This window comes from Acidovorax sp. M2(2025), assembly GCF_049330835.1.
Lineage (GTDB): Bacteria > Pseudomonadota > Gammaproteobacteria > Burkholderiales > Burkholderiaceae_C > Acidovorax.
The window spans coordinates 4,750,514-4,774,087 of sequence record NZ_CP186262.1; the positions used below are offsets into that span (position 1 = coordinate 4,750,514).

At 67.9% G+C, this 23,574-nt stretch carries 24 protein-coding genes and 2 pseudogenes; 7 read left to right on the forward strand and 19 right to left on the reverse strand.

Annotated features, from left to right (window positions below; all coding sequences use genetic code 11):
* Positions 1-8 precede the first annotated feature (8 nt).
* Entirely contained in the window at positions 9-479 is a 471-nt protein-coding gene (locus ACOYR3_RS21810) for a PaaI family thioesterase (RefSeq protein ID WP_422844391.1), read from the forward strand.
* A 58-nt stretch (positions 480-537) separates the two neighbouring features.
* Positions 538-1,752, forward strand: a complete 1,215-nt coding sequence (locus tag ACOYR3_RS21815; protein WP_422844392.1) for an MFS transporter — start codon at positions 538-540, stop codon at positions 1,750-1,752.
* 10 nt (positions 1,753-1,762) lie between these two features.
* Here the strand turns inward: ACOYR3_RS21815 and ACOYR3_RS21820 are convergent, their stop codons facing one another.
* Together ACOYR3_RS21820 and ACOYR3_RS21825 are read right to left on the reverse strand one after the other, a co-directional pair.
* Entirely contained in the window at positions 1,763-2,380 is a 618-nt protein-coding gene (locus tag ACOYR3_RS21820) for a YdeI/OmpD-associated family protein (RefSeq protein ID WP_422844393.1), read from the reverse strand.
* Between the two features lie 64 nt (positions 2,381-2,444).
* The gene (locus ACOYR3_RS21825; RefSeq protein ID WP_422844394.1) at positions 2,445-2,849 is read right to left on the reverse strand and encodes a sigma factor; all 405 of its coding nucleotides are present in this window, start codon (positions 2,847-2,849) and stop codon (positions 2,445-2,447) included.
* A 106-nt stretch (positions 2,850-2,955) separates the two neighbouring features.
* On the opposite strand from ACOYR3_RS21825, the gene ACOYR3_RS21830 reads away from it, so the two are divergent.
* Positions 2,956-3,309, forward strand: coding sequence for a FlxA-like family protein (locus ACOYR3_RS21830; protein ID WP_422844395.1), 354 nt, complete (start codon positions 2,956-2,958; stop codon positions 3,307-3,309).
* 155 nt (positions 3,310-3,464) lie between these two features.
* Positions 3,465-3,847, forward strand: a pseudogene (locus tag ACOYR3_RS21835) (ClpP family protease).
* 87 nt (positions 3,848-3,934) lie between these two features.
* Here the strand turns inward: ACOYR3_RS21835 and ACOYR3_RS21840 are convergent.
* The 8 genes and pseudogenes from ACOYR3_RS21840 to ACOYR3_RS21875 all read right to left on the reverse strand — a co-directional run bounded on the left by ACOYR3_RS21840 (position 3,935) and on the right by ACOYR3_RS21875 (position 11,197).
* Positions 3,935-4,885, reverse strand: coding sequence for a Gfo/Idh/MocA family oxidoreductase (locus ACOYR3_RS21840; protein ID WP_422844396.1), 951 nt, complete (start codon positions 4,883-4,885; stop codon positions 3,935-3,937).
* Between the two features lie 26 nt (positions 4,886-4,911).
* A complete protein-coding gene (locus tag ACOYR3_RS21845) occupies positions 4,912-5,820 on the reverse strand; it encodes a class III extradiol dioxygenase subunit beta (RefSeq protein ID WP_422846638.1) in 909 nt (302 codons plus the stop codon).
* Between the two features lie 144 nt (positions 5,821-5,964).
* A pseudogene (ligA, locus tag ACOYR3_RS21850) lies at positions 5,965-6,288 on the reverse strand (protocatechuate 4,5-dioxygenase subunit alpha); the annotation flags it as partial.
* A 2-nt stretch (positions 6,289-6,290) separates the two neighbouring features.
* Positions 6,291-7,217 (reverse strand): amidohydrolase family protein, encoded by a 927-nt coding sequence (locus tag ACOYR3_RS21855; protein ID WP_422844397.1) that lies wholly within the window; start codon positions 7,215-7,217, stop codon positions 6,291-6,293.
* A 79-nt stretch (positions 7,218-7,296) separates the two neighbouring features.
* Positions 7,297-7,980 (reverse strand): 4-carboxy-4-hydroxy-2-oxoadipate aldolase/oxaloacetate decarboxylase, encoded by a 684-nt coding sequence (gene ligK, locus ACOYR3_RS21860; RefSeq protein WP_422844398.1) that lies wholly within the window; start codon positions 7,978-7,980, stop codon positions 7,297-7,299.
* A gap of 40 nt (positions 7,981-8,020) precedes the next feature.
* Positions 8,021-9,385, reverse strand: a complete 1,365-nt coding sequence (locus tag ACOYR3_RS21865) for an MFS transporter (protein WP_422844399.1) — start codon at positions 9,383-9,385, stop codon at positions 8,021-8,023.
* 52 nt (positions 9,386-9,437) lie between these two features.
* Positions 9,438-10,472, reverse strand: a complete 1,035-nt coding sequence (locus ACOYR3_RS21870; protein ID WP_422844400.1) for an amidohydrolase family protein — start codon at positions 10,470-10,472, stop codon at positions 9,438-9,440.
* Between the two features lie 32 nt (positions 10,473-10,504).
* The gene (locus ACOYR3_RS21875; RefSeq protein WP_422844401.1) at positions 10,505-11,197 is read right to left on the reverse strand and encodes a substrate-binding domain-containing protein; all 693 of its coding nucleotides are present in this window, start codon (positions 11,195-11,197) and stop codon (positions 10,505-10,507) included.
* 172 nt (positions 11,198-11,369) lie between these two features.
* Between ACOYR3_RS21875 and ACOYR3_RS21880 the strand changes: the two genes are divergently transcribed.
* The gene (locus ACOYR3_RS21880; protein WP_422844402.1) at positions 11,370-12,365 is read left to right on the forward strand and encodes a LysR substrate-binding domain-containing protein; all 996 of its coding nucleotides are present in this window, start codon (positions 11,370-11,372) and stop codon (positions 12,363-12,365) included.
* 210 nt (positions 12,366-12,575) lie between these two features.
* On the opposite strand, the gene ACOYR3_RS21885 is transcribed toward ACOYR3_RS21880, so the two are convergent.
* The 8 genes from ACOYR3_RS21885 to ACOYR3_RS21920 form a co-directional block, all read right to left on the reverse strand.
* The gene (locus ACOYR3_RS21885) at positions 12,576-13,493 is read right to left on the reverse strand and encodes a DUF1932 domain-containing protein (protein ID WP_422844403.1); all 918 of its coding nucleotides are present in this window, start codon (positions 13,491-13,493) and stop codon (positions 12,576-12,578) included.
* A gap of 187 nt (positions 13,494-13,680) precedes the next feature.
* Positions 13,681-14,661: a tripartite tricarboxylate transporter substrate binding protein gene (locus ACOYR3_RS21890; protein ID WP_422844404.1), complete on the reverse strand. Its 981-nt coding sequence runs from the start codon at positions 14,659-14,661 to the stop codon at positions 13,681-13,683.
* A gap of 9 nt (positions 14,662-14,670) precedes the next feature.
* On the reverse strand, positions 14,671-15,396 hold the full coding sequence (locus ACOYR3_RS21895; protein WP_422844405.1) for an ABC transporter ATP-binding protein: 726 nt from the start codon (positions 15,394-15,396) through the stop codon (positions 14,671-14,673).
* Complete coding sequence (locus tag ACOYR3_RS21900) at positions 15,389-16,162, reverse strand: ABC transporter ATP-binding protein (RefSeq protein WP_422844406.1); 774 nt, start codon at positions 16,160-16,162, stop codon at positions 15,389-15,391. Before ACOYR3_RS21900 ends, ACOYR3_RS21895 begins: the two co-directional genes overlap by 8 nt.
* A 166-nt stretch (positions 16,163-16,328) precedes the next feature.
* Positions 16,329-17,285: a branched-chain amino acid ABC transporter permease gene (locus ACOYR3_RS21905; protein WP_422844407.1), complete on the reverse strand. Its 957-nt coding sequence runs from the start codon at positions 17,283-17,285 to the stop codon at positions 16,329-16,331.
* Positions 17,285-18,157 (reverse strand): branched-chain amino acid ABC transporter permease, encoded by an 873-nt coding sequence (locus ACOYR3_RS21910; RefSeq protein ID WP_422844408.1) that lies wholly within the window; start codon positions 18,155-18,157, stop codon positions 17,285-17,287. The genes ACOYR3_RS21905 and ACOYR3_RS21910 overlap by 1 nt, the downstream gene beginning before the upstream one ends.
* Positions 18,158-18,410: 253 nt before the next feature.
* Complete coding sequence (locus tag ACOYR3_RS21915) at positions 18,411-19,598, reverse strand: ABC transporter substrate-binding protein (protein WP_422844409.1); 1,188 nt, start codon at positions 19,596-19,598, stop codon at positions 18,411-18,413.
* Positions 19,599-19,733: 135 nt separating this feature from the next.
* Positions 19,734-20,525, reverse strand: coding sequence for a GntR family transcriptional regulator (locus ACOYR3_RS21920; RefSeq protein WP_422844410.1), 792 nt, complete (start codon positions 20,523-20,525; stop codon positions 19,734-19,736).
* Positions 20,526-20,727: 202 nt separating this feature from the next.
* Between ACOYR3_RS21920 and ACOYR3_RS21925 the strand changes: the two genes are divergently transcribed.
* Both ACOYR3_RS21925 and ACOYR3_RS21930 read left to right on the forward strand, forming a co-directional pair.
* On the forward strand, positions 20,728-21,792 hold the full coding sequence (locus ACOYR3_RS21925) for a Rieske 2Fe-2S domain-containing protein (RefSeq protein ID WP_422844411.1): 1,065 nt from the start codon (positions 20,728-20,730) through the stop codon (positions 21,790-21,792).
* The gene (locus ACOYR3_RS21930; RefSeq protein WP_422844412.1) at positions 21,789-22,754 is read left to right on the forward strand and encodes a PDR/VanB family oxidoreductase; all 966 of its coding nucleotides are present in this window, start codon (positions 21,789-21,791) and stop codon (positions 22,752-22,754) included. Before ACOYR3_RS21925 ends, ACOYR3_RS21930 begins: the two co-directional genes overlap by 4 nt.
* Before the next feature lie 376 nt (positions 22,755-23,130).
* On the opposite strand, the gene ACOYR3_RS21935 is transcribed toward ACOYR3_RS21930, so the two are convergent.
* Positions 23,131-23,484 (reverse strand): HPF/RaiA family ribosome-associated protein, encoded by a 354-nt coding sequence (locus tag ACOYR3_RS21935; protein ID WP_422844413.1) that lies wholly within the window; start codon positions 23,482-23,484, stop codon positions 23,131-23,133.
* Positions 23,485-23,574: the final 90 nt, after the last annotated feature.

The window sequence follows — 23,574 nt, forward strand, 5'->3', positions numbered from 1 at the left end:
CGGCGCCGATGGAATCCGCATTCCAGGACCTCTACGCCGACCGGTACAGCCACTGCTATGGCTGCGGCCGGCTGAACCCGCAGGGGCACCAGCTCAAGAGCCGCTGGAACGGCGACGACGAGACCGTGGCGCGCTACACGCCCCGCCCCGAATACAGCGGCGGCGTGCCGGGCCATGTGTACGGCGGCCTGATTGCCTCGCTGCTCGACTGCCACGGCACCGCTTCCGCGGCGGCCTTTGCCCGCCGGGCCGAAAACCCGGCAGCGGCCGACGCTGCAGGCGCGCAGCCCCGCGGGCGGTACGTGACCGCCTCGCTCAAGGTGGATTTCAAGCGCCCCACCCCCATGGGCACCGAGCTGGTCATCACCGGACGGCTGCGCGCCCTGGAGGGGCGCAAGGTCTGGCTCGACCTGGCGCTCAGCGCCGGCGGCGAGGTGTGCGCGCAGGGGGAGATGCTGGCGCTGCGCCTGCAGGAGTGAACCGCCGCCGCCCCGGCTGAACGAGAATGGTGGCCTCTTCTCGTGTGCAGCCCGCACCATGGCCCCTTCCTCCGCCCCTGCCGCCCCGACACCACAGCCACCACCGCCCACGCCGCTGCGGAACATCCCGCCCGCCATCTGGGTGCTGGGCCTGGTGAGCATGCTGATGGATATCTCCTCCGAGATGATCCACAGCCTGCTGCCGCTGTTCATGGTCGGCACCCTGGGCGCCAGCGCGCTCACGGTGGGCGTGATCGAAGGGCTGGCCGAATCCACGGCGCTGATCGTCAAGGTGTTCTCCGGCGCGCTGAGCGACTACCTGGGCAAGCGCAAGGGCCTTGCCGTGTTCGGCTACGCGCTGGGCGCGCTGACCAAGCCGCTGTTTGCGCTGGCGCCGGGCACCGGCATCGTGCTCACGGCGCGGCTGCTGGACCGCGTGGGCAAGGGCGTGCGCGGCGCGCCGCGCGACGCGCTGGTGGCCGACATCGCACCGCCCGAAGTGCGCGGCGCGGCCTTTGGCCTGCGACAGTCGCTGGACACGGTGGGTGCCTTCCTCGGCCCGCTGCTGGCCGTGGGGCTGATGCTGTGGTGGGCCAACGACTTTCGCGCCGTGTTCTGGGTGGCGGTGATCCCGGGCCTGCTGGCGGTGGCGCTGCTGCTGTGGGGCGTGCGCGAGCCCGAGCGCGCCGCCGGGGCGCCGCGCACCAACCCCATCCGCCGCGCCAACCTGCGGCGCCTGGGCGGCGCGTACTGGTGGGTGGTGGGGCTGGGTGCCGTGTTCACGCTGGCCCGCTTCAGCGAGGCCTTCCTGGTGCTGCGGGCGCAGCAAAGCGGCATCGCCGTGGCCCTGGTGCCGCTGGTCATGGTGGCCATGAACCTGGTGTACGCCGCCTCGGCCTACCCGTTCGGCAAGCTGTCCGACCGCATGCCCCACGCCGCACTGCTGGCATGGGGCCTGGTGGTGCTCATCGCGGCCGACCTGGTGCTGGCGGTGAACGGCCACTGGACCACGGTGCTGGCCGGCGTGGCGCTGTGGGGCGTGCACATGGGGATGACGCAGGGCCTGCTGGCCACCATGGTGGCGGACACGGCCCCCGCCGACCTGCGCGGCACGGCCTACGGCTTTTTCAACCTGGTCAGCGGCGTGGCCATGCTGGTGGCCAGCGTGGTGGCGGGGCTGCTGTGGGACCGACTGGGCGCGTCCTTCACGTTCTATGCCGGGGCGGGCTTCAGCGTGCTGGCGCTGCTGGGGCTGTGGGCGAGGAAGTCTTGACGGACCGCGCTCATGCGGCAGCAGAGCCCTTCGCCGGAGGGCGTTTCGCCCACAGATCGATGCGCTGGCCTGCCGCACAGGCGGCGAGCAGCTCCGCAAACCGCGCCTCCCGGGTGGCGTCCCGCTTGGCAGACAGGACCCAGTGCAGCATGCTCTTGCGGTAGCTGGGCGGCGTGGATTCCTGAAAGAAGCGCCACGCGGCCTTGTTGCGCTGGAAAGCGCGCTGCAGGGGCGCCGGCAGCTCGACCGCAGCCAGCTGTTCATGCGAGTAGATGACCGACTTGCGGGCCTGGCGGTGCGCAAAGGCCGCCAGCCCCGCAGGCGTCATGCGGCCCGCTGCCTGCAACTGCTCCACCTTGGCGATGTTGACCGCGCTCCAGATCGAGGAAGGCTTGCGCGGAGTGAAGCGGATCGAGTACGTGTGCTCGTCGATGCGCCGCCGCACGCCGTCGATCCAGCCGAAGCACAGGGCTTCATCCACCGATTCCGACCAGCCCATGCTCGGGCAGCCCGAACCGACTTTGTGAAAGCCCACCAGCAGCTCCTGCGCGCTGGCCGCGTGGCGCTCCAGCCACCGGCGGAAGGCTTGCGGAGTGGCAAAGAAGGTGGGCGGGGTCTGCTGGGTCATGGTGGTGCTGCAAGCCTGCGGTTGTCTTGCGTTTTCCGGCCGGCCGCAACTGCGGGTGCGCCGGTCAGCCCACCACCGCGTCGTGCGCTTGCTCGGCGCGGGGCCCCAGCGGCAGCACGCAAAGCGCCACCCCTTCGAGCGTGAGCACCAGCCCCAGTTGCCCGCCCACCTGCACCACACCACCCACCATGGCCGTTGCGCGCGCGGCATGCGGCGCGTGTTGCACGGAGCGGGGCGCCGCCCGCGCACTGACGGGCGGCTGGCGCAGCAGCCGGTCGATGGCCCGGTTGCGCACCACCGTCAGCCGCCAGGCCTGCGCCGCATTGGGCGCCGGGGTCCGGGCCCCCTGCGCACGCACGTACGCGTCCTGCACAGCGTCCTCGGCCGGGCCCAGCAGGAGCGTGGCGGCGCGCAGCAGGGTGCCGCGGCGGGCATTCACCAGCGCCATCCGGTGTTCCTCGTTCTGCATCGGGGCATGGTGCCACAGGCGGGAGCCGGCCGCACGTCGACAGGGGATGACCCGCAGGGAGCAACGGGGCCAGTCAACTTTCCCCGCGCCGTGCCGATAACCATGCATGCAAATTGCCAGCACGACATCCACCACCGGCCAGATTTCTTCCTCCAGCGGCAGCAGCGACATCGCCAGGCTGCAAAAGCAGCTGCGCGAGCTGACCGAGGAACTCAAGGGCGTGGCCAGCTCCGACATGGATGCCAAGGCCAAGCAACAGAAGGCCAAGGTGCTGCAGGCCCAGATCCAGATGGTGCAAGCCCAGATTACGGCGATACAGCGCGCGCAACAGCAAGAGCAGCAACGGGCCCAGGCGGCAAAGGCCGAAGGCGCGGCGGCCAGCGCTGCGCAGCAGCAGAAGGCCTCGTCGGCGAAGCATCAACCCGCTGGGCTGGGCAGCAACGTCGATACCTACGCCTGACCTGCGCCCACCGGGGTGGACGGCCGCACGGCGCTGCCGTCCATTGCGCCGGGGCAGCGCGTGGCGGTGGGCTGGCGGGAGAGCGCTGTCACGCGCGGCGCGGCTCGTTCGTCATGGCAGTCCTGTCACTCTCTTCTGCAAGGCCTTGCCGTCTTATGGACACGCCAGACAACCCCGCGCGCCCTTCCGGGCCCAGCCCCAGCACCGAACCCCGCACCTCGTACCTGGAAGAAAAAACCTTCAAGGCCCGCACCCTGTTGGTCTTCGGCACCATCACCGACACCCCGGCCGCCGATGTGGGGCGGCGGCTGATTGCGCCAGCGGCGGGGCCGGCGGCCCGGCCAGCGACATCGCCATCCAGGCCCGCGAGATCGTGAAGGCGCGCGAGCGCATTGCGCGCAACATCGCCCGCCAGACGGGCAAGCCGCTGGAGGTGGTACTGGCCGACATCGAGCGCGACCGCTGGCTGTCGGCCGAAGAGGCGGTGGACTACGGGCTGGTGTCGCGCATCATCGAGCACAAGGCGCAGCTGCGATGAGGATGTGACGCCCGCGATTTTCAACTACAAAATTGATAGCTGCCAGCGCTTGCTGGATAAGCGCTAGCAGCCAATTTTGCTTGAATTTCAGCAGTTCAGCTGCTGCTCCAGCTGGTGCAGCACCTGGTAGCACGGCAGCACCTGCGCCACGCTGGCGTTGGGCTCGCGGCCTTCGCGGATGGCGGCGAAGAACTCGCGGTCCTGCAGCTCGATGCCGTTCATCGACACATCCACCTTGCTCACGTCGATCTTCTCTTCCTTGCCATTCACCAGGTCGTCGTAGCGCGCGATGTACGTGGCCGTGTCGCCGATGTAGCGGAAGAAGGTGCCCAGCGGGCCGTCGTTGTTGAAGCTCAAGGAGAGCGTGCAGATGGCGCCGTTGGCGGCCTTCAGCTGGATGCTCATGTCCATGGCGATGCCCAGGTCCTTGTGGATGGGGCCCTGGATGGCGTTGGCTTTGACGATGGGGCTGCCGGCCTGGTAGGCGAACAGGTCCACCGTGTGGGCGGCGTGGTGCCACAGCAGGTGGTCCGTCCAGCTGCGGGGCTGGCCCAGGGCGTTCATGTTGGTGCGGCGGAAGAAGTAGGTCTGCACATCCATTTGCTGGATGTTGAACTCGCCCGCCGTGATCTTCTTGTGCACGTACTGGTGGCTGGGGTTGAAGCGGCGGGTGTGGCCGCACATGGCCACCAGGCCCGTCTGCTTTTGCAGGGCCACGACCTTCTCGCCGTCGGCCAGCACGTCGCACAGCGGGATCTCGACCTGCACGTGCTTGCCGGCTTCCATGCAGGCAATGGACTGACTGGCGTGCATCTGCGTGGGCGTGCACAGGATCACGGCGTCCACTTCCTTGATGGCCAGGCTGTCCTTCAGATCGGTGGTGACGTGCTTGATGCCGTACTTGTCGGCCACTTCCCGGGTCTTGGCCAGGTCGCGGCTGATGAGGGAGACGACTTCCACATCGGGGATGTTCTTGATGCCGTCCAGGTGCTTGATGCCGAAGGCGCCGGCGCCGGCGAGTGCGACTTTGATGGTCATGGTCGGTTGGTCCTTTAACTGTCTATTTATTGGTTCTCAAGAATCAGGTGCCCGACCGCCGTGTTGCTGGCAGGCACGTGGAAAAAGCGGTGCGCCACCTTGGGCGCCGGGCCGGTGCCGGCCACGTCGCTCATCGCGCCGCGGGCGATCAGCCACATCACCAGCTCGATGCCTTCGCTGCCGGCTTCGCGCACGTATTCGATGTGCTGGACCTTGGCGAGCTCGGCGGGCTCGGCGATGAGACGGTCGAGGAACTTGTTGTCCCATTCCTTGTTGATGAGGCCCGCGCGCGGGCCCTGCAGCTGGTGGCTCATGCCGCCCGTGCCCCAGATCTGTACCTTCAGCGGCGCATCGAACGACTCGATGGCGCGGCGGATGGCCTGGCCCAGCTGGAAGCAGCGCTGGCCCGAGGGCACGGGGTACTGCACCACGTTGACGGCGAACGGGATCACCTTCACGGGCCAGGCCTCGGGCGAGCCGAAGAGCAGGTTCATGGGCACGGTGAGGCCGTGGTCCACCTGCAGTTCGTTGACGATGGTGAGGTCGAAGTCCTGCTGGATGACCGACTGCGCAATGTGCGAGGCCAGCTCGGGGTGCCCCATCACCTTGGGCACAGGGCGCGGGCCGTAGCCCTCGTCGGCGGGCTCGAACTCGGCGGCGGTGCCGATGGCAAAGGTGGGGATCATCCCCAGGTCGAAGCTGGTAGCGTGGTCGTTGTAGACCAGAAAGACCACGTCGGGGCGATTGGCCTCCATCCACTTCTTGGACGGCTCGTAGCCCGCGAACAACGGCTGCCAGTAGGGCTCGCCGGTCTTGCCCAGGTCGATGGCGGCGCCGATGGCGGGCACGTGCGAGGTGTAGACGGAGGCGGTGATACGCGCATGGCCCGCAGCGCCGGCGCCCGTGGCGTTTTGCCGCGCGGCATGGTCGCCCAGGATCTGCGCGGCCAGGGCTTCCTGGTGCGTCAGCTCCCAATCCTTCCACGCCTGCGACTGCGCGGCGGGGCCTTGCGCGTTGCCGTTCTCACCCACGTAGCGGTTGCCCTCGGGGCTGCGGCCGCCGGCAATCATCATGTCGCGGTAGGCGTGCTCGCTCATGCCCGTCATGCTGCCCGCCATCTGCTGGAACGAGAGGCCGTCCGTCGCGCCCAGCTTGGCCAGAAAGTAGATGTTGCCGCCCGTGCGCATGGCCCAGTTCAGGTCGCGCGCGCGCACGGCCGCCTTCTGCTCGTCGGTCATGGGCCATTCGGCCAGGTAGGCGTCTTCATCGGCCTTGAAGCGCGCGCGGTTCTCGGCCTTCATCAGGCTCATGCAGAACTGGTTGAGCCAGTAGCCCTTGCGGCTTTGCTCCGCGTCGAAGATGGTCGTGCCGGGCACGTCCTTGTAGGGTTTGTCCAGGGCCATGGTTACTTCACCTCCACTTCCTCGGGCCAATAGAGCCGCATCGGGTTGTCCACCAGCAGTTTGCGCTGCAGCTCGGCCGTGGGCGCGATCTGCGGGATGAAGTCCACCAGCAGGCCGTCGTCGGGCATGTGGTCCTTGAGGTTGGGGTGGGGCCAGTCGGTGCCCCACAGCACGCGGTCAGGAAACTCCTCGACCACCTTACGGGCAAAGGGCACCACGTCCTGGTAGGCCTTCTGCTCGCCGTTCAGCGCCTTGGGGCCGGTCACAGACAGGCGTTCGGGGCAGCTGACCTTGCTCCACACGTTGGGATGCTCGCGCATGAATTTCAGGAACAGCTCGAACTCCGGCCCGTCGATGGGCTTGCTCACGTCGGGCCGGCCCATGTGGTCCACGACCACGGTGGTGGGCAGGCTGGTGAAGAAGTCCCACAGCTCAGGCAGGTCCACCGCCTCGAAGTAGATCACCACATGCCAGCCCAGCTTGGCGATGCGGCCGGCGATTTCCATCAGCTCGTCCTTGGGCGTGAAGTCCACCAGACGCTTGACGAAGTTGAAGCGCACGCCGCGCACGCCCGCTGCGTGCAGCTGTTGCAGTTCGTCGTCGGTGATGGAGCGGCGCACCGTGGCCACGCCGCGCGCACGGCCAGCGCTGGCCTGGCACGCATCCACCATGGCGCGGTTGTCGGCGCCGTGGCAGGTGGCCTGCACGATCACGTTGCGGGCAAAACCCAGGTGGTCGCGCAGTGCAAACAGCTGCGCCTTGCTGGCGTCGCAGGGCGTGTACTTGCGCTCTGGCGCAAAGGGGAACTCCGCGCCGGGGCCGAACACGTGGCAGTGCGCGTCCACAGCGCCTGCGGGCACCTGGAAGCGGGGCTTGGCGGGCCCGGCGTACCAGTCGAGCCAGCCGGGGGTTTTGGTGAATTCGCTCATGGCAGTGATACTCTCAAATTGATAGCTGCTTGCGCTTGATGGACGGGCGCCAGAGGCCAAAAAGACTTAAAACTCTTGGTCAATCGATGTACTTGAGCCCCGCAGCCGCCAGCGGCTCGCGCATCTTGTACATGTCCAGGCCCAGCACGCCGCTGGCCAGCTTGGCGCGTTTCTCGCCTTCGAAGCTCTCGCGCTTCTGCGCGGCTTCCAGCGTCTGCGCGGCACGCGCGGCCGGCACGCACACGATGCCGTCGTCGTCGGCCACGATCACGTCGCCGGGAGAGACCAGCATGCCCGCGCAGACCACGGGGATGTTGACCGAGCCGATGGTGGCTTTGATGCAGCCCTTGCTGGAGATGCACTTGCTCCACACCGGGAAGTTCATCTCGTTGAGCGTCTTCACGTCGCGCACGCCGGCGTCGATGATGAGCGCCCGCGCGCCGCGCGCCTGGAACGACGTAGCCAGCAGGTCGCCAAAGTAGCCGTCGGTGCACTCGGCCGTGATGGCCGCCACCACGATGTCGCCGGGCTGGATCTGCTCGGCCACCACGTGCATCATCCAGTTGTCGCCGGGGTGCAGCAGCACCGTGACGGCCGTGCCGCTGACCTGCACGCCTTTCTGGATGGGGCGCATGTAGGGCTTGAGCAGGCCCACGCGGCCCATGGCCTCGTGCACGGTGGCCGAGCCCAGGGCGCCCAGGCCGTCGGCGGCTGCGCGGTCGGCGCGGGTGATGTTGCGGTAGACAACGCCTAGTTCATACATGTCGGATGCTCCTGAAATTGAGGATGGGCGGGTGGCACGCTCAGTGCGCGGACACCCCGCCGCGAACGGAAGGCCCGCCGCCGCCGTCCGGGTGCGAGGCCTGCTTGATGAGCAGCGCCGCCATGGCGATCAGGCCCGGCACGGCCACCACGGCGAAGATCTGGCTGAACCCCAGGTGCAGCGCGGAAAGCTGCGCCACGAGGAACGAGCCCGCAATGCCGCCCAGGCGGCCCACGCCCAGCATCCAGGACACGCCCGTGGCTCGGCCGCTGGTGGGGTAGAAGGCCGCGGCCAGCGCGGGCATGGACGACTGCGCCGTGTTCATGATGGTGCCGGCCACGAAAACCACCACCACCAGCGTGCCCACGTTGCCTGCGGCCTGGCCGATGGCATAGATGGACACGGCCGTGAGCGCATAGCCCAGCGCGATGATGCGGTTGGCGTTGAAGCGGTCCATCAGCCAGCCGAAGAACACCGCGCCCACGCCGCCCAGCGGGAACAGCGCGGCAATCAGCGTGGCTTTTTGCGGCGCCAGGCCCACCTCGGCAAACAGCACGGGCATCCAGTTGATGAGGGCATAGAACACCACCAGCCCCATGAAGTAGCCCACCCACAGCATGAGCGTGCCCACGCGGTACTCGGGCGAGAACACCACGCCCAGGCCGTTGCGCGCGCCGGCGTCAGGGCGGGTTTCGCTGAGCACGAAGCGGCGCACCTGGTCGGCCGATGCGGACACGCGCCGCAGGATGGCCTGCACCCGCTCCACAGGGGCGTTGCGGGCAATCAGGTAGCGCACCGACTCGGGCAGCAGCACCAGCATCAGCACACCCAGCGCCAGGGGCACATAGCCGCCCAGCTCCAGCACGCTGCGCCAGCCCCAGTGCGGAATCATCCACGAGGCCAGGAAGCCGCCGAAGGCCGCGCCCAGCGGAAAGCCGCAGAACATGGCGTTGGTCAGCAACGAGCGGCGCTGCTCGGGGCAGTATTCGCTGGTCAGCGTCACGGCCGTGGGCATGGCGGCGCCCAGGCCCACGCCGGTGATGAAGCGCAGCACGCTCAGTTCGGTCAGGTCGCGGCTGTAGGCCGACACCAGGCAGGCCACGCCGAACAGCAGCACCGAGCCGGTCAGCACCCGCTTGCGGCCCAGGCGGTCGGCCAGCGGGCCCGCCAGCAGCGCCCCTGCGGCCAGGCCAAACAGGGCCGCGCTGAGCACGGGGGCCAGCGCCGGCTTGGTCACGCCCCACTCCTTGATGAGCGAGGGCGCGATGTAGCCGATGGCGGCCGTGTCAAAGCCGTCCAGCAACACCACCAGGAAGCACAGGGCAAACGTGAGCCACTGCATGCCCGAGAAGCGGTTGCGGTTGAAGAAGGTCTGGACGTCCATGTCCTGGCCGGGGATCGTCATGGCGTGTGTCTCGTGTTGTTATGAGGTCTTGGGGCGGAAGGGACCGGGCGGCTCAGCGGCCCTGGCTGCGCAGGCGTGCATCCAGGCGCGAGAAGACGCGGCGGGTGTTGCCTTCGTAGATCTGGTGCTTCTCTTCGGCGCTCAGGATCTTGCTGGCCTCGATGTAGCGCTTGGTGTCGTCGTAGTAGTGGCCGGTGGTGGGGTCGATGCCGCGCACCGCGCCGATCATTTCGCTGGCGAACAGCACGTTCTTCACCGGGATCACGGTGTTCAGCAGGTCGATGCCGGGCTGGTGGTACACGCAGGTGTCGAAGAAGATGTTGTTCAGCAGGTGATCTTCCAGCAGCGGCTTCTTCATCTCCTGCGCCAGGCCGCGGAAACGGCCCCAGTGGTACGGCACCGCGCCGCCGCCGTGCGGGATCAGGAACTTGAGCGTGGGGAAGTCCTTGAACAGGTCGCCCTGGATGCACTGCATGAAGGCCGTGGTGTCGGCATTCAGGTAGTGCGCGCCGGTGGTGTGGAAGCACGCGTTGCAGCTGGTGCTCACGTGGATCATGGCGGGCAGGTCGTACTCCACCATCTTTTCGTAGATGGGGTACCAGTGCTTGTCGGTCAGCGGGGGGCTGGTCCAGTGGCCGCCGGAGGGGTCGGGGTTCAGGTTGATGCCCACGGCGCCGTATTCCTTGACGCACTTTTCCAGCTCGGGGATGCAGGTGGCCGGGTCGACGCCGGGCGACTGCGGCAGCATGGCCACGGGCACGAAGTTGTCGGGGAAGAGCTGCGAGACGCGAAAGCACAGCTCGTTGCAGATGGCCGCCCAGGTGCTGGACACGTTGAAGTCGCCAATGTGGTGGGCCATGAAGCTGGCGCGCGGGCTGAACAGCGTGATGTCGCTGCCGCGCTCCTTCATCAGGCGCAGCTGGTTGGTCTCGATGGACTCGCGCAGCTCGTCGTCGCTGATCTTCAGGTCCGCCACTTTGGGCATCGCGGCGGGGTCCTTGATACCGGCGATCTGCGCATTGCGCCAGTTCTCCAGCGCCTTGGGGGCCGTGGTGTAGTGGCCGTGGCAGTCGATGATGAGGCTCATGGGGTTCTCCTGGAATGTGTTCTTGTGATGGATCAGGCGGGCGTCATGCCTTGCTTTTGCTTGGCTTCAGCGGCGGCGGGAGAGGCCAGGTAGGCCAGCAAGGCGCGCGCCGCATCCACCTGTTGAGAATGCACGCCGACGCCTGCGGAAAACGTGGTGGTGATCTGGATGGCCGGCGGCAGCGGGCCCGCGATCTGGATGCCCTGCACGTGCAGCAGCTCGCTCAGTTGCTGAAAGCCCAGCGCCACTTCGCCCTGGGCCACCAGCGAGCCCACTGGCACGCCGGGGGGCGCCTGCACCATGCGCGGGGCGATCTGCTCGGCCATGCCCCAGCGCTCGAACAGCTTGCTCAGCGCCACGCCGCTGGGGCCGGTGGACAGGCTGATGCTGGGCGCGGCCAGCACGGCAGCGCGCACGGCGTCTTCGCTGCCAAGGTCGGGCAGCGGCGCGCCTGAGGGTACGGCCACGGCCACGCCGGAGTGGACCCAGTCCACCTTGCTGCCGGGCACCAAATGGCCTGCGGCCATGAGCTTGTCGATGGCGTCGGACGCGAGGATGACCACATCGAACACCTCGCCGGCCGCCACGCGCTTGGCCGCGTCCACGCCGCCCACCGACTCGATGGCCGCCTGCGTGCCCGACTGCTGCGCAAACCCGGCCACCAGATCGGCCAGCACCTGGCGCGTGGCCATGGAGGAAATGCCGCGAAGGGCGGGCGTCGTCATGGTGGCTTGTCTCCTGCGGGATGTTGTGTCCGGGCGGCGCGGCAGCGCCTTTTTGCCCAGGGTTGTGGCGCGATTGTGGGCAGCCCGCGCGCAAACATGAAGACGGCCCCGGCACTACCAGATATATCATTCCTTGATCGTTGGTACGCAGCTATATCAGAGAGCCTTGCCCATGGACCTCAAGCAGATCGAATACTTTGTGCGCGTGGCCGAGCTGGGCAGCTTCACGCGCGCCTCGGTGGTGCTGGACATTGCCCAGCCCGCACTGAGCCGCCAGGTGCGCCTGCTGGAGGTGGAGCTGCGCCAGAACCTGCTGGTGCGCAACGGCCGGGGCGCCACGCCCACCGAGGCGGGCAAGCTGCTGCTGGAGCACGGCCGCGGCATCCTGCACCAGGTGGAGCGCGCGCGCGAGGAGCTGGGCCGTGTGCGCGGCGCGCTGGCCGGGCGCGTGGCCATCGGCCTGCCGCCCAGCATTGCCAAGGTGCTCACCGTGCCGCTGACCCGCGCCTTCCGCGTGAAGCTGCCGGATGCAGCGCTGGCCATCAGCGAGGGGCTGTCGGTGGCCATGCGCGAATCGCTGACCACGGGGCTGCTGGACATTGCCCTGCTCTACAACACCACGCCCGCGCCGGGCATCGAGACGACGGCGCTGCTGGAGGAAGACCTGTTCCTGGTGCAGCGCCGCGACGCGGGCCTGAGCGAGGCCGCGGCCGACGCCCTGGCCCGCACGCCCCTGCCGCTGGACGAGCTGCCGCGCTTTCCGCTGGTGATCCCCACGCGCCCCAACTCCATCCGCATGCTGGTGGAGTCGGAGCTGGCCGCGCGCGGCAAGCGCCCGCAGATCAGCCTGGAGATCGACGGCGTGGCCGCCATCCTGGACCTGGTGGCCGACGGCGCCGGCTGTGCGGTGCTGCCCATGAACGCGGTCACCACCTCGGGCAAGCCGGAGGTGTTCAGCACGCGGCCCATTCACGGCGCGAGCAGCGACAGCAGTGAGGCGGGCGAGAGCGAAGGCGATGGCAAAGGCGATAGCGAAGGCGGCGGCACCCGGCTGCGCAGCAAGCTGTTCATGGCCGTCAGCTCGCAGCGCCCGGCCACGCTGACGCAGCAGGCGATGGCGGAGCTGATTCGCACGACCTTGGTGGCGCTGTACAAGACGCCGGGCTGATGCCCTGCTCCCGTGGTTTTGGCGCAGCAGTCCGTAGGTCGGGTTAGCCCGAAGGGCGTAACCCGACGCCTAGGGGGCACCCGGCGGCGTCGGGTTACGCTGCGCTAACCCGACCTGCGGGCCCGCCTGCGCCTCGCGCTGCGCTTCGACAGGCTCAGCGTGAACGGGCGGGGAGTGGTGCAAGCGGAGGCTGCGCAGACCGATGCAACCTCAATTCCGAGCGGCATCATCCCGGTCCAAACTGCCCAGCACCCGGTCCGCATAGTCCTGCCAGCGCGCGTCCTTGGGCAGGGCTTTAAAGACGCCTTCGCGCGCCAGGTCGGCCACCCACTGCTGCTTGGCGGCGATGGCCGAGGCCATCAGCGGCTCCATGCCGGCCTCGCGCACCGTGTGGGCGGACTCGCGCATCTCCTCGGCGCGGCGCTGGCCGTGCTGCACCACGCGGCTGAAGAAGTAGCGGCCCTGTTCGTGCCAGTCGATGGACGGAAAGGTCTCGGCCAGCGTGGGCAGAACATGGTCTTCCACGCCGTAGTGGCGGGCCGTGGCGTAGCTCTCGACCACCAGGGCCTCCAGCCCCTTGATCATGATGCTGCGGCACATCTTGATGGCGCTGGCCACGCCCAGTTGCTCGCTGACGGGTTTCGCATCCATGCCCCAGCCCGTCAGCACGGCGGCCAACGCGGCAGCCTGCGCGCCGCCCAGCAGCATGGGCACGCGGATGCCGTAGGGCGGCACCGAGGTCATCACCCCCGCCTCCACGTAGTGGGCGCCCCGCGCCTCGATGAGCGCTGCCGCTTGCTGCTTGGTGCCGGGCGAGGCGGAGTTGAGGTCCAGGAACACGGAGCCGGGGCGGATGTGCCGCGCCGCCTCCTGCGCCACGGCCAGCGTGTTCGACGCGGTGACGGCCGAGAGGATGCAATCGCAGCGCGCACACAGCGCCTGCAAGGAATCCGCCGCCACCACACCTGCCTGCGCGGCGTGCTGCTGCAGGGCGTCGCGGTGCGCGGGGCTGGCCAGCTTCAGGTCCCAAGCGGCAACGGAGGCCACGCCGGGCTGGACACGCAAGCCCGCGCTGAAGATCTTGCCCACCTCGCCATAGCCCACGAGGCCGATGTGTGTGATGTTCATTCGATGTTCCTTTCGTGCGGGTGAACGTTCGACTTACCTGAGCCGTACGGGTTGCGCCCTTCGACGGGCTCAGGACAGGCCTGTCGAAGCCTCGCGCAACGCTTCGACAAGCTCAGCGCGAGCGGATTTTTACGGTTTGGATCCGTCTGGCATCAGCGTGTCCGGGGCATCATTGGCTGCCGTGGGTTCACTGCCGCGCGATCTTGGCCTTGGCGATCACGTCGCTCCAGCGGCGCACATCAGCCGCCAGGTGCTCGCCCAGCTGCGCGGGGGTGCTGCCCTGGGCATTCAGGTTGAGCTCCAGCAGGCGCTTTTTCACGTCGGGCTGGGCCAGCGCGGCCTGCACCTCGCGCGAGAGGCGCTCCACCACGGCGGCGGGCGTCTTGGCAGGCACGGCCAGGCCGTTCCACGACGTGACGTTGAAGCCCGCGAGCGGCCCGCCGCTCTCGCGCACCGTGGGCACATCGGGCAGCTGCGGCGCCCGCTGCGCGCCCATCACGGCCAGCGGCCGCAACGCCTTGGAGCCGATCTGCGGCATGAGGCCGCCCAGGATGTCGACCATCACGTCGATCTCGCCGCCCCGCAGCGCCGTGATGACTGGCGGCGTGCCGTTGAAGGGCACCACCTGCGCGTCGATGCCTGCCGTCACCTTGAAGAGTTCGGCCGCCAGGTTCTGCGTGGTGCCGATCTGCGGCGTTCCGATGTTGAGCTGGCCCGGGTGGGCGCGCGCATACGCCAGCAGGTCGGCCAGCGTGCGAAAGCGCCCGCCCTCCTTCGCCACCACGGCCAGGTCGAACGTGGCCAGCAGCGAGACGGGCGCAAAGTCCTTGAGCGTGTCGAACGGCAGCGACTGGAACAGCGCCGCGCTCACCGCCGTGCCGCTGCTCACCAGCAGAAGCGTGTGGCCGTCGGGTTCGGCGCGGGCCACCTGCTCGCCCGCCACCACGCCGCCCGCGCTGGGCTTGTTCTCGATGACCACGCTTTGCCCCAGCGGGCCGGCGATCTTCTGGCCCACGGTGCGCGCCGTGATGTCGGCCGCGCCGCCCGCGGCATTGGGCACCACGATGCGCAGCGGGCGCGAGGGATAACCGGCCTGCGCGCTGGCCGCACCGCCGAACGACGCTGCCAGCCATGTCAGGAGGGTTCTGCGGTGCACGGCGCTGCCCATGGTTGCGCGCTACCGTGCCACGCCCAGCAGGCGGTCCAGCAGCTCGGGCTGCGCGCTCAGCTCGGCGGCGCTGCCGGTGTGCACCACGGTGCCCCGGTCCAGCACGGCGGCGTGGTCCGAGATGGCCAGGATGGCCTGCGGGTGCTGCTCCACGATGATGGCCGACAGGCCCTCTTCGCGCGTGATGCGGCGGATGGCGCGCAGCAGCTCTTCCACGATGATGGGCGCCAGGCCTTCGAGCGGCTCGTCCAGCAGCAGCAGGCGCGGGTTGAGCACCAGCGCGCGGCCCACGGCCAGCATCTGCTGTTCGCCACCCGACAGCTGCGTGCCCAGGTTGGTCTTGCGCTCGGCCAGGCGCGGGAACATTTCGTACACGCGCTCGGGCGTCCACTGCCGGGCGGTGGAGCCCTGGCGGGCCGGGCGCGCCACGGCCGTGAGGTTCTCGTGCACGGTCAGCGACTTGAAGATGTTGCGCTCTTGCGGCACCCAGCCGATGCCGGCGGCCGCGCGCTCATGCGGCGGCAGCTTGTGCAGGGCCACGCCGCCCAGGCTCACCGTGCCCGCGTGCTGGCGCGTGGCGCCGGCCAGCGCGTTGATGAGCGTGGTCTTGCCCGTGCCGTTGCGGCCCAGCAGGGCCAGCGTGTCGCCTTCGGGCAGGGCCAGCGAAATACCTTGCAGCACCACGGCTTCGCCGTAGCCTGCGCTCAGGCCTTCGATGCGCAGCAGCTCAGACATGCGCGTCCTCCCCATGGCCCAGATACACGGCCTTCACCTGCGCGTCGTTGGCGATGGTTTCGGGGTCGCCTTCGGTGAGCACGGTGCCGTTGACCAGCACCGTCATGCGGTTGGCAAAACTGAAAACCAGGTCCATATCGTGTTCGATCAACAGCACCGAGACATCGGCGGGCAAGGCCGCCACCGTCTGCAGCAGTTCCTCGCGCTCGCCCGCGGGCACGCCGGCCACGGGCTCGTCCAGCAGCAGCACGCGCGGCTCGCACGCCAGCGCAATGGCAATCTCCAGCAGGCGGCGCTTGCCGTAGGCCAGCACGCGCGTCTCCTCGGCCATCACGGACGTCAGGTGGAACTGCTCCAGCAGTTGTTCGCAGCGCTCCGTGACGGCCTTGCGCGCGCCCAGCGGCTGCCACCACTTGCCGCCCAGGCCCTGGTGCTGCGACACGGTGAGCGCCAGCGTCTCCAGCGGCGTGAGGGTGTCGAACAGCTGGTTGATCTGGAAGGTGCGCACCAGGCCGCGCTGCACGCGCTGGTGCGGGGCCAGGCGGGTGATGTCCTGGCCTTCCAGGGTGATGGAGCCTTCGGTGGGCTCCAGCACGCCGGTCAGCAGGTTGATCAGCGTGGTCTTGCCCGCGCCGTTGGGGCCGATGAGCGCGTGGCGCGCACCCTTGTGCAGGTTCAGCGTGACGTTGTTGGTGGCCGTGATGCCGCCAAACCGCTTCACCAGGCCCTGTGCCGACAGCACGGTGTTGGGGGTAGAAATATTCATGTCAGTGGTCCATTGCATCGCGTACAGCATGCAACCCGTGGAACTGGCGCGGAGCATTGCGCGGGCAGCCGCGCAAGGGCCGCCCCGCCGCGCTGGCTGCGTCCCCCTCCCCTAGCGCGCAGCGCGTAGAGAGAGGGGGAAGGCGCGAAGCGACTCAGGGGGTGTTTCATTTCCTCAACCAGGTCCAGGGGCGGAACAGGCGGTCACGCCCCACGAGCACCAGTACCACCAGGAACAGGCCCACCCAGAAGGTCCAGTACTGGGGCGTGATGGACGAGATCACATCCTGCAGCAGCTTGAAACCGATGGCGCCGAGGATGCCGCCGTACAGCCAGCCCACGCCGCCAATCACCAGGATCAGCAACACGTCGGCGGAGCGGTGGAACTCGAACAGGTCGAGCGAGGCAAAGCCCGTGGTCTGCGTGAGCAGCGCGCCCGCAACACCGGCCAGCGCGGCGGCCAGCGTGTACACCTGCGCCAGCTTGGCCGTCACGGGGATGCCGATGGCCATGGCGCGCAGCCGGTTGTCGCGGATGGCCTTGAGCGTGGCGCCAAACGGCGACTGCACGATGCGCCGCGCGAGCAAGAAAAACACCAGCAGCACGGTAAGCGAGTACCACGCGGCCGTGCGGCCGTACAGGTCAAATTCGAACCGGCCCAGCAGCGGCCCCATCATCACGCCCTGCAGGCCGTCGGCGCCGCCGGTCAGCCAGTCGAGCTTGTTGGCCAGCTCCAGCATCACCAGGCCCACGCCCAGCGTGACCATGAGGCGGGTCAGGTCGGTGCCGCGCAGGATGGTGAACGACGCCACCACACCCAGCAGGGTGGCCGCCCCCATGCCCACGGCCAGGCCCACCAGCGGGTCGGGCATCACATGCTTGGCAAACAGCGCGGCCGCGTAGCCGCCCAGGCCGAAGAAGGCTGCATGGCCCAGCGAGACGATGCCGGTGTAGCCCAGGATCAGGTCCAGCGAGAGGGCGAACAGCGCCACGATGGCGATCTCGTTGATGATGAGCGCATGGCTGGGCAGCGCGAGCGGCGCGGCGAAGGCCAGCAGCCAGAGCACGGGCTCCCACCAGCGGAAGCGCCGGGCCTGCAGCAGGGTGTTTTGCGCGTCCGCCATCATTTGCCTCCCTTGCGGACGAACAGGCCCTGAGGGCGCCAGATGAGGATCAGGATCATGAGGCTGTACACAATGAAGGCGCCCAGCTTGGGGATGTAGTACTTGCCGGCCACGTCCGCAATGCCCAGCAGCAGCGCGGCCAGCAGCGGGCCGGTGATGGACGAGGTGCCGCCCACGGCCACCACGATCAAAAAGTAGATCATGAACTTGAGCGGAAAGCTCGGGTCGAGCCCCAGCACTTCCGCCCCCAGCGCACCGCCCAGGCCCGCCAGGCCCGAGCCGAACGCGAAGGTGGACAAGAACACGATGTTCACGTTGATGCCCATGCCGGCGGCTACGCGCTGGTCGTCCACGCTGGCGCGCAGGCGGCTGCCGAAGCGGGTTTTGGTGAGCACATACTGCAGGCCTACCGTCAGCGCCGCACACACCGCAATGATGAACAGCCGGTAGTGGCCCATGCCCAGCATGAGGGCCCCGCTGCCGATCTCGGTACGGCCCTTGAGCCATTCGGGCAACTGCATGATCTGCTGCGTGGAGCCCACGAAATAGTCCACGCTGGCCACGGCCATGAACACCAGGCCGATGGAGAACAGCACCTGGTCCAGGTGGGGCTTGTGGTACAGCGGGCGGTACAGCGTGCGCTCCAGCACGCCGCCCAGCAGGGCCGTGCCCACAAAGGCAATCGGCAGGCAGACGAGAAAGGGCACATTCAGCCGCTGCATCAGCAGCACCGTGATGTACCCCCCCGCCATGGCAAAGGCGCCATGGGCCAGGTTGATGAAGTTCATCAGCCCCATGGTCACCGCCAGGCCCACCGCCAGGATGAACAGCAGCATGCCGTAGGCCACGCCGTCGAAAAGAATGGTCAGCATGAAATCACTTCATTGAAGACAAGATGGGCCACTGCGTTGAGGCTGTGGCGGTGCGGTGCAGGGAACTACCAAGACTGGACGCTAACCTGCGCGCCCTGCTTCGACAAGCTCAGTCCGAATCCGAACGGCTCGCGAGAAAGCCCCCGCCCCCAAAAACTGGCGCGGCCCAGACCAGCAGCCGCCGCGCAAGGGCCGCCCCGCCGCGCTGGCGGCGTCCCCCTCTGGGGGAAGCCGCGCAGCGGCTCAGGGGGGCTTACTTGGTTTTTCCGGGATCCTTCACGTCCTTGATGACGTCGAACTCCACGTTGTACAACTGGCCGTTCACGCGCTCGACCTTGCGCAGGTACACGTCCTGCACGATATCGCGCGTCTGCGCGTCGATGAACACCTTGCCGCGCGGACTCTCGAAGACCTGGCCCTTCATGGCGGCCAGCAGCGCGTCCCCGCCGCCAGCACCCTTGGTGGTCTTGAGCGCTTCATAGATCACGCGCATGCCGTCGTAGCCGCCCACGGCCATGAAGTTGGGGCGCAGGCCCTTGTTGGCCTTTTCGAACGCTTCCACAAACTTCTTGTTCAGGGGCGAGGGGTGCGCAGCCGAGTAGTGGTGCGAGGTGACCACGCCCAGGGCGCCGTCGCCCATGTCGTTGAGCTGGTCGTCGTCGGTCACGTCGCCGGTGGCGATCAGCTTGATGCCGGCCTTGTCCATCCCGCGTTCCAGGAACTGCTTCATCACGGCGGCGCCTGCGCCCGAGGGCACGAAGACGAACAGCGCGTCGGGCTTGGCGTCGCGCACCTTCTGCAGGAAGGGGGCGAAATCGGGGTTGCGCAGCGGCACGCGCAGGGCTTCGGTCACCTGGCCGCCGTTGAACGTGAGGCGCTGGTTGAAGAACTTCTCGGCGTCGATGCCGGGGCCATAGTCGCTCACCAGCGTGACCACCTTCTTGATGCCGTTCTTGGGCGCCCAGTCGGCCAGGGCCACGGAGACTTGCGGCAGCGTGAAGCTGGTGCGCACCACATAGGGCGAGGCTTCGGTGATGCTGGAGGTGGCAGCGGCCATCACCACCAGCGGCGTCTTGGACTGCGTGGCCAGCGGCGCGGTGGCCATGGCCGAGGGCGTGATGCCCATGCCGGCGAGCACGTTCACCTTTTCGTTGACGACCAGCTCCTGGGCCAGGCGGCGGGTCACGTCGGGCAGGCTGGTGTCGTCCTTGACGATGAGCTGCACCTTCTTGCCCGCCACCGTGTCGCCGTTCTGCGCCATGTACAGGCGCGCCGCGGCCTCGATCTGGCGGCCCGTGGTGGCCTGCTGGCCGGTCATGGGCAGGATCAGGCCGATCTTGAACACGTTGCTGTCCTGGGCGGCCGCAGGCAGGGCAGCCAGGCCGCCGGCCAGGGTCAGGATCGCAGCCGCAGAGGCCCGCAGAAGATGGCGTTTTTGCATCGTTGTCTCCGGTGGAAATAATCGTTGTATACAGGACGGTGGCGCAGTCTGGCGCGGCTTGCGTTATTGCACAAGAGCAAATTCGAGCATTCAGGTATCGACAAACGGCATACCCAGCCCCGGCCCGACCGCCCTTCAGCGGATGAGTTGTACACCCGGCAAGCCGCGCACATGGGGCGCCTGTCCGGCGGCCAGCAGGTTGCGGCGGGTGATGCGCGAATGTTCGCGCAGGATGGCTTCGGCCCGGCCGCCCTCGCGCCGCTCGATGGCGTCGATCGCCTGCCGGTGCTGGTCCTGCGCCACGACGAGCATGTCCCGCGCCTGCCGCGAATGCGCCTGCACCACCACGAAGGCCGAGGGCGACGCAAAGGGCAGGCCCTTGACCCGCTCCAGCTCGCGCGCCACCACCTCGCTGCCCACCATGCGGCTGAGCAGCCCGTGGAACTGGGCGTTGAGGTCCACGTAGCGCGAGAAGCCCTCGTCGTCGAGCGTGGGCGGCGCCAGCGCGGCGTCGATGGCATCCAGGCAGGCGTGCGCCTCTGCCAGCAGCTCGGGGGCCACGCCCCGCTCGGCCGCCAGGCGGGCGGCCAGCCCTTCCATGGTGCCGCGCAGTTCAATGGCGTCGGCCACATCGGTTTCCGAGAAGGTGCGCACGGCATAGCCGCCGCCGGGCAGCCGGTGCAACAGGCCTTCCTGCTCCAGCCGCATCAGCGCGGCGCGGATGGGCGTGCGCGACACGCCCAGCGCCTCCACCAGGGCCAGCTCGGCCACGCGGGCGCCGCCCGGCAGGGCGCCGGCCAGGATCATCTCGCGCAGCCGCAGCTGGGCCTTGACCGACTGCGAGGCCCCGGCTTCGGCAGCAGGCAAGGGCGACGGCGGGGCGGTCACGCGGTCTTCGGCAGCATCAGCGGAAAGAGTGGCAGGCATGGCGCTGAAATGTATACACAACAAATCCAAAAAGCCAGTTCTGCGCTGCAATACACCTGAAAAATCAATTACTTACAGGTATCTCAGTTTTCAATAACTGCTTTGTCTATTTTTTCTGTATACAACGCTCGGCACTTTCCCCACAATCGCTCCAGCGGCGCAATCCCATTGCGCTCCATCCCACGACCTGGAGAGAGACAACATGTATCCCAAGAATGCCTGGTACGTAGCGTGCCTGCCCCACGAGATCAGCGACAAGCCGCTGGGCCGCACCGTCTGCGGCGAAAAGATCGTGTTCTACCGCCCCGCGCCCGACCAGGTCGCCGCGCTGGAAGACTTTTGCCCCCACCGCGGCGCGCCGCTGTCGCTGGGCCGCGTGTGCGGCGGCGAGCTGATGTGCGGCTACCACGGCCTGAAGGTGGGCTGCGACGGCAAGTCGGTGTCCATGCCCGGCCAGCGCGTGCAGGGCTTTCCGAGGGCGCGCAGCTTTCCGGTGGTGGAACGCTACGGCTTCATCTGGGTGTGGCCCGGCGATGCCGACCAGGCCGACCCGGCCACCATCCACCACCTGCCCTGGGCCGACAACCCCGAGTGGGCCTATGGCGGCGGGCTGTACCACATCGCCTGCGACTACCGCCTGATGATCGACAACCTGATGGACCTGACGCACGAGACCTATGTGCACTCCACCAGCATCGGCCAGAAGGAGATCGACGAGGTGCCCTGCAAGACGCGCGTGGAGGGTGACGAGGTGATCACCAGCCGCTTCATGGACAACATCCAGCCGCCGCCCTTCTGGAAGATGGCGCTGCGCATGAACGGCCTGCCCGACGACCAGCCCGTGGACCGCTGGCAGATCTGCCACTTCACGCCCCCCAGCCATGTGCTGATCGAGGTGGGCGTGGCGCTGGCCGGCCACGGCGGCTACAACGCCCCGGCCGACAAGAAGGCGTCGAGCATCGTGGTGGACTTCATCACGCCCGAGACGGAGACCTCCATCCACTACTTCTGGGGCATGGCGCGCAACTTCAAGCCGCAGGACCCGTCGCTCACCACGCAGATCCGCGAAGGCCAGGGCAAGATCTTTGCCGAAGACCAGGACATGCTGGAGCAGCAGCAAGAGAACCTGCTGCGCTACCCGGACCGCAAGCTGCTCATGCTGAACATCGACGCGGGCGGCGTGCAGTCGCGCAAGATCCTGGACCGCATCATTGCGGCTGAACAAGCCGCCAAGGCCACCGCCACCGCCGCAGGGCAGCCCGCATGACCGCCCAGGAGACCTTGCAGGTCCGCGTCGTCCAAAAGCGCGCCGAGGCCGAGGGCATCGCCAGCTTCGAGCTGGCGCGCGCGGACGGCGCGCCGCTGCCACCCTTCAGCGCGGGCTCGCACATCGACGTGCACCTGCCGGGCGGGCTGACCCGGCAGTACTCGCTGTGCAACGCATCGCACGAATCGCACCGCTACCGCATCGCCGTGCTGCGCGACCCGGCTTCGCGCGGCGGCTCGGTCGCCATGCACGACCGCGTGAACGAGGGCGACCTCATCACCATCAGCACGCCGCGCAACCACTTTGCGCTGCACCCGGCAGAACGCACGCTGCTGCTGGCGGGCGGCATCGGCGTGACGCCGCTCTTGTGCATGGCCGACCGGCTGGCGCGCACGGGGGCCCAGTTCGCGCTGCACTACTGCACCCGCTCGGCCGAGCGCACGGCGTTTGTCGAGGAAATCGGCGCGTCCGGCATGGCCCCGCACGTGCACTTCCACTTCGACGCGGGCGCGCCCGAGCAGAAGCTGGACCTGCCCGCCGTGCTGGCGCAGCCCGGCCCGGACGCCCGGCTGTACGTGTGCGGCCCGGCGGGCTTCATCGACTACGTGGTGAACACCGCCAAGGGCCTGGGCTGGCCGCAGGACCGCATCCACCTGGAGTACTTTGGCGCCCCGGCGCAGGACACCTCCGGGGACGTAAGCTTTGAGGTGCGCATTGCCAGCACCGGCAAGACCTACGCCGTTGCGCCCGACGTGTCGGTGGTGGAAGCGCTGCGCAAGGAAGGCATCGACATCCTGACCTCGTGCGAGCAAGGCGTGTGCGGCACCTGCATCACCCGCGTGCTGGAGGGCGAGGTGGACCACCGCGACATGTACCTGACGGACGAGGAAAAGGCCGCCAACGAACAGTTCATGCCCTGCTGCTCGCGGGCGCGCAGCAAGCTGCTGGTGCTGGACCTGTAGGCGTTCGCCACAAGAAAAAGCTGCTGCAACGGGGGCGCTGCAGCGGCTTTTCTATGACTTTGAGACCCGTTCGGGCTGAGCTTGTCGAAGCCCTGCGCAGCGCTTCGATAAGCTCAGCGTGAACGGATTCAAGGTGTTTGCTTCAGACTAAAAACTATCAAATTGATAGCTTTCAGTGCTTATCCTTCAAGCGCCAGCAGCCAATTTCACCTGATTAGTTACTTATCTCAGATACCACTCCACCCGTTCGGGCTGAGCCTGTCGAAGCCAGGGCTTGCAGCGCGCGTGCAAGGCTTCGACAGGCTCAGCCCGAACGGGTGGGGAAGAGAAAGCGTCTGAGTTAGGTCGCTAATCAGGCAATTTCATCAAAACTCGCTCACTCACCCGCATCCGCGGCGCGGATGGTGTCGCGGCCGTTGCGGTCCTTGGCGCGGCCCAGGTCGGCGTCCAGGGCGCGGGCGAGCTTGTCCACGGCGGCGATGAAGGCGTTGGCCATCTTGTCGGCCTCGTCCGTCACGGTCACCGGCTGGCGGCCCGTGACGCGCGCCTCGATGCGGCAGCGCTTGTCGTTGGCGCCGGACTTGCCGGCGTCCAGGTCGCTCAGGAACACTTCCAGCCGCGTGACGTAGTCCTGGAAGCGCGCCAGGCGGCTCTTGGACTCGTCGGTGATCCACTGCGCGAGGGATTCCCCGCCCTGGATGTGGTCGTCGGTGTTCACTTGTACTTGCATGGTGGCTCCTTGTGAGTTTTCAAAACGGTGTGTGGGTTCAGCCCACCGCCATGATGGCACTGTGGAGCATGACCCCGGTCAACACATGTC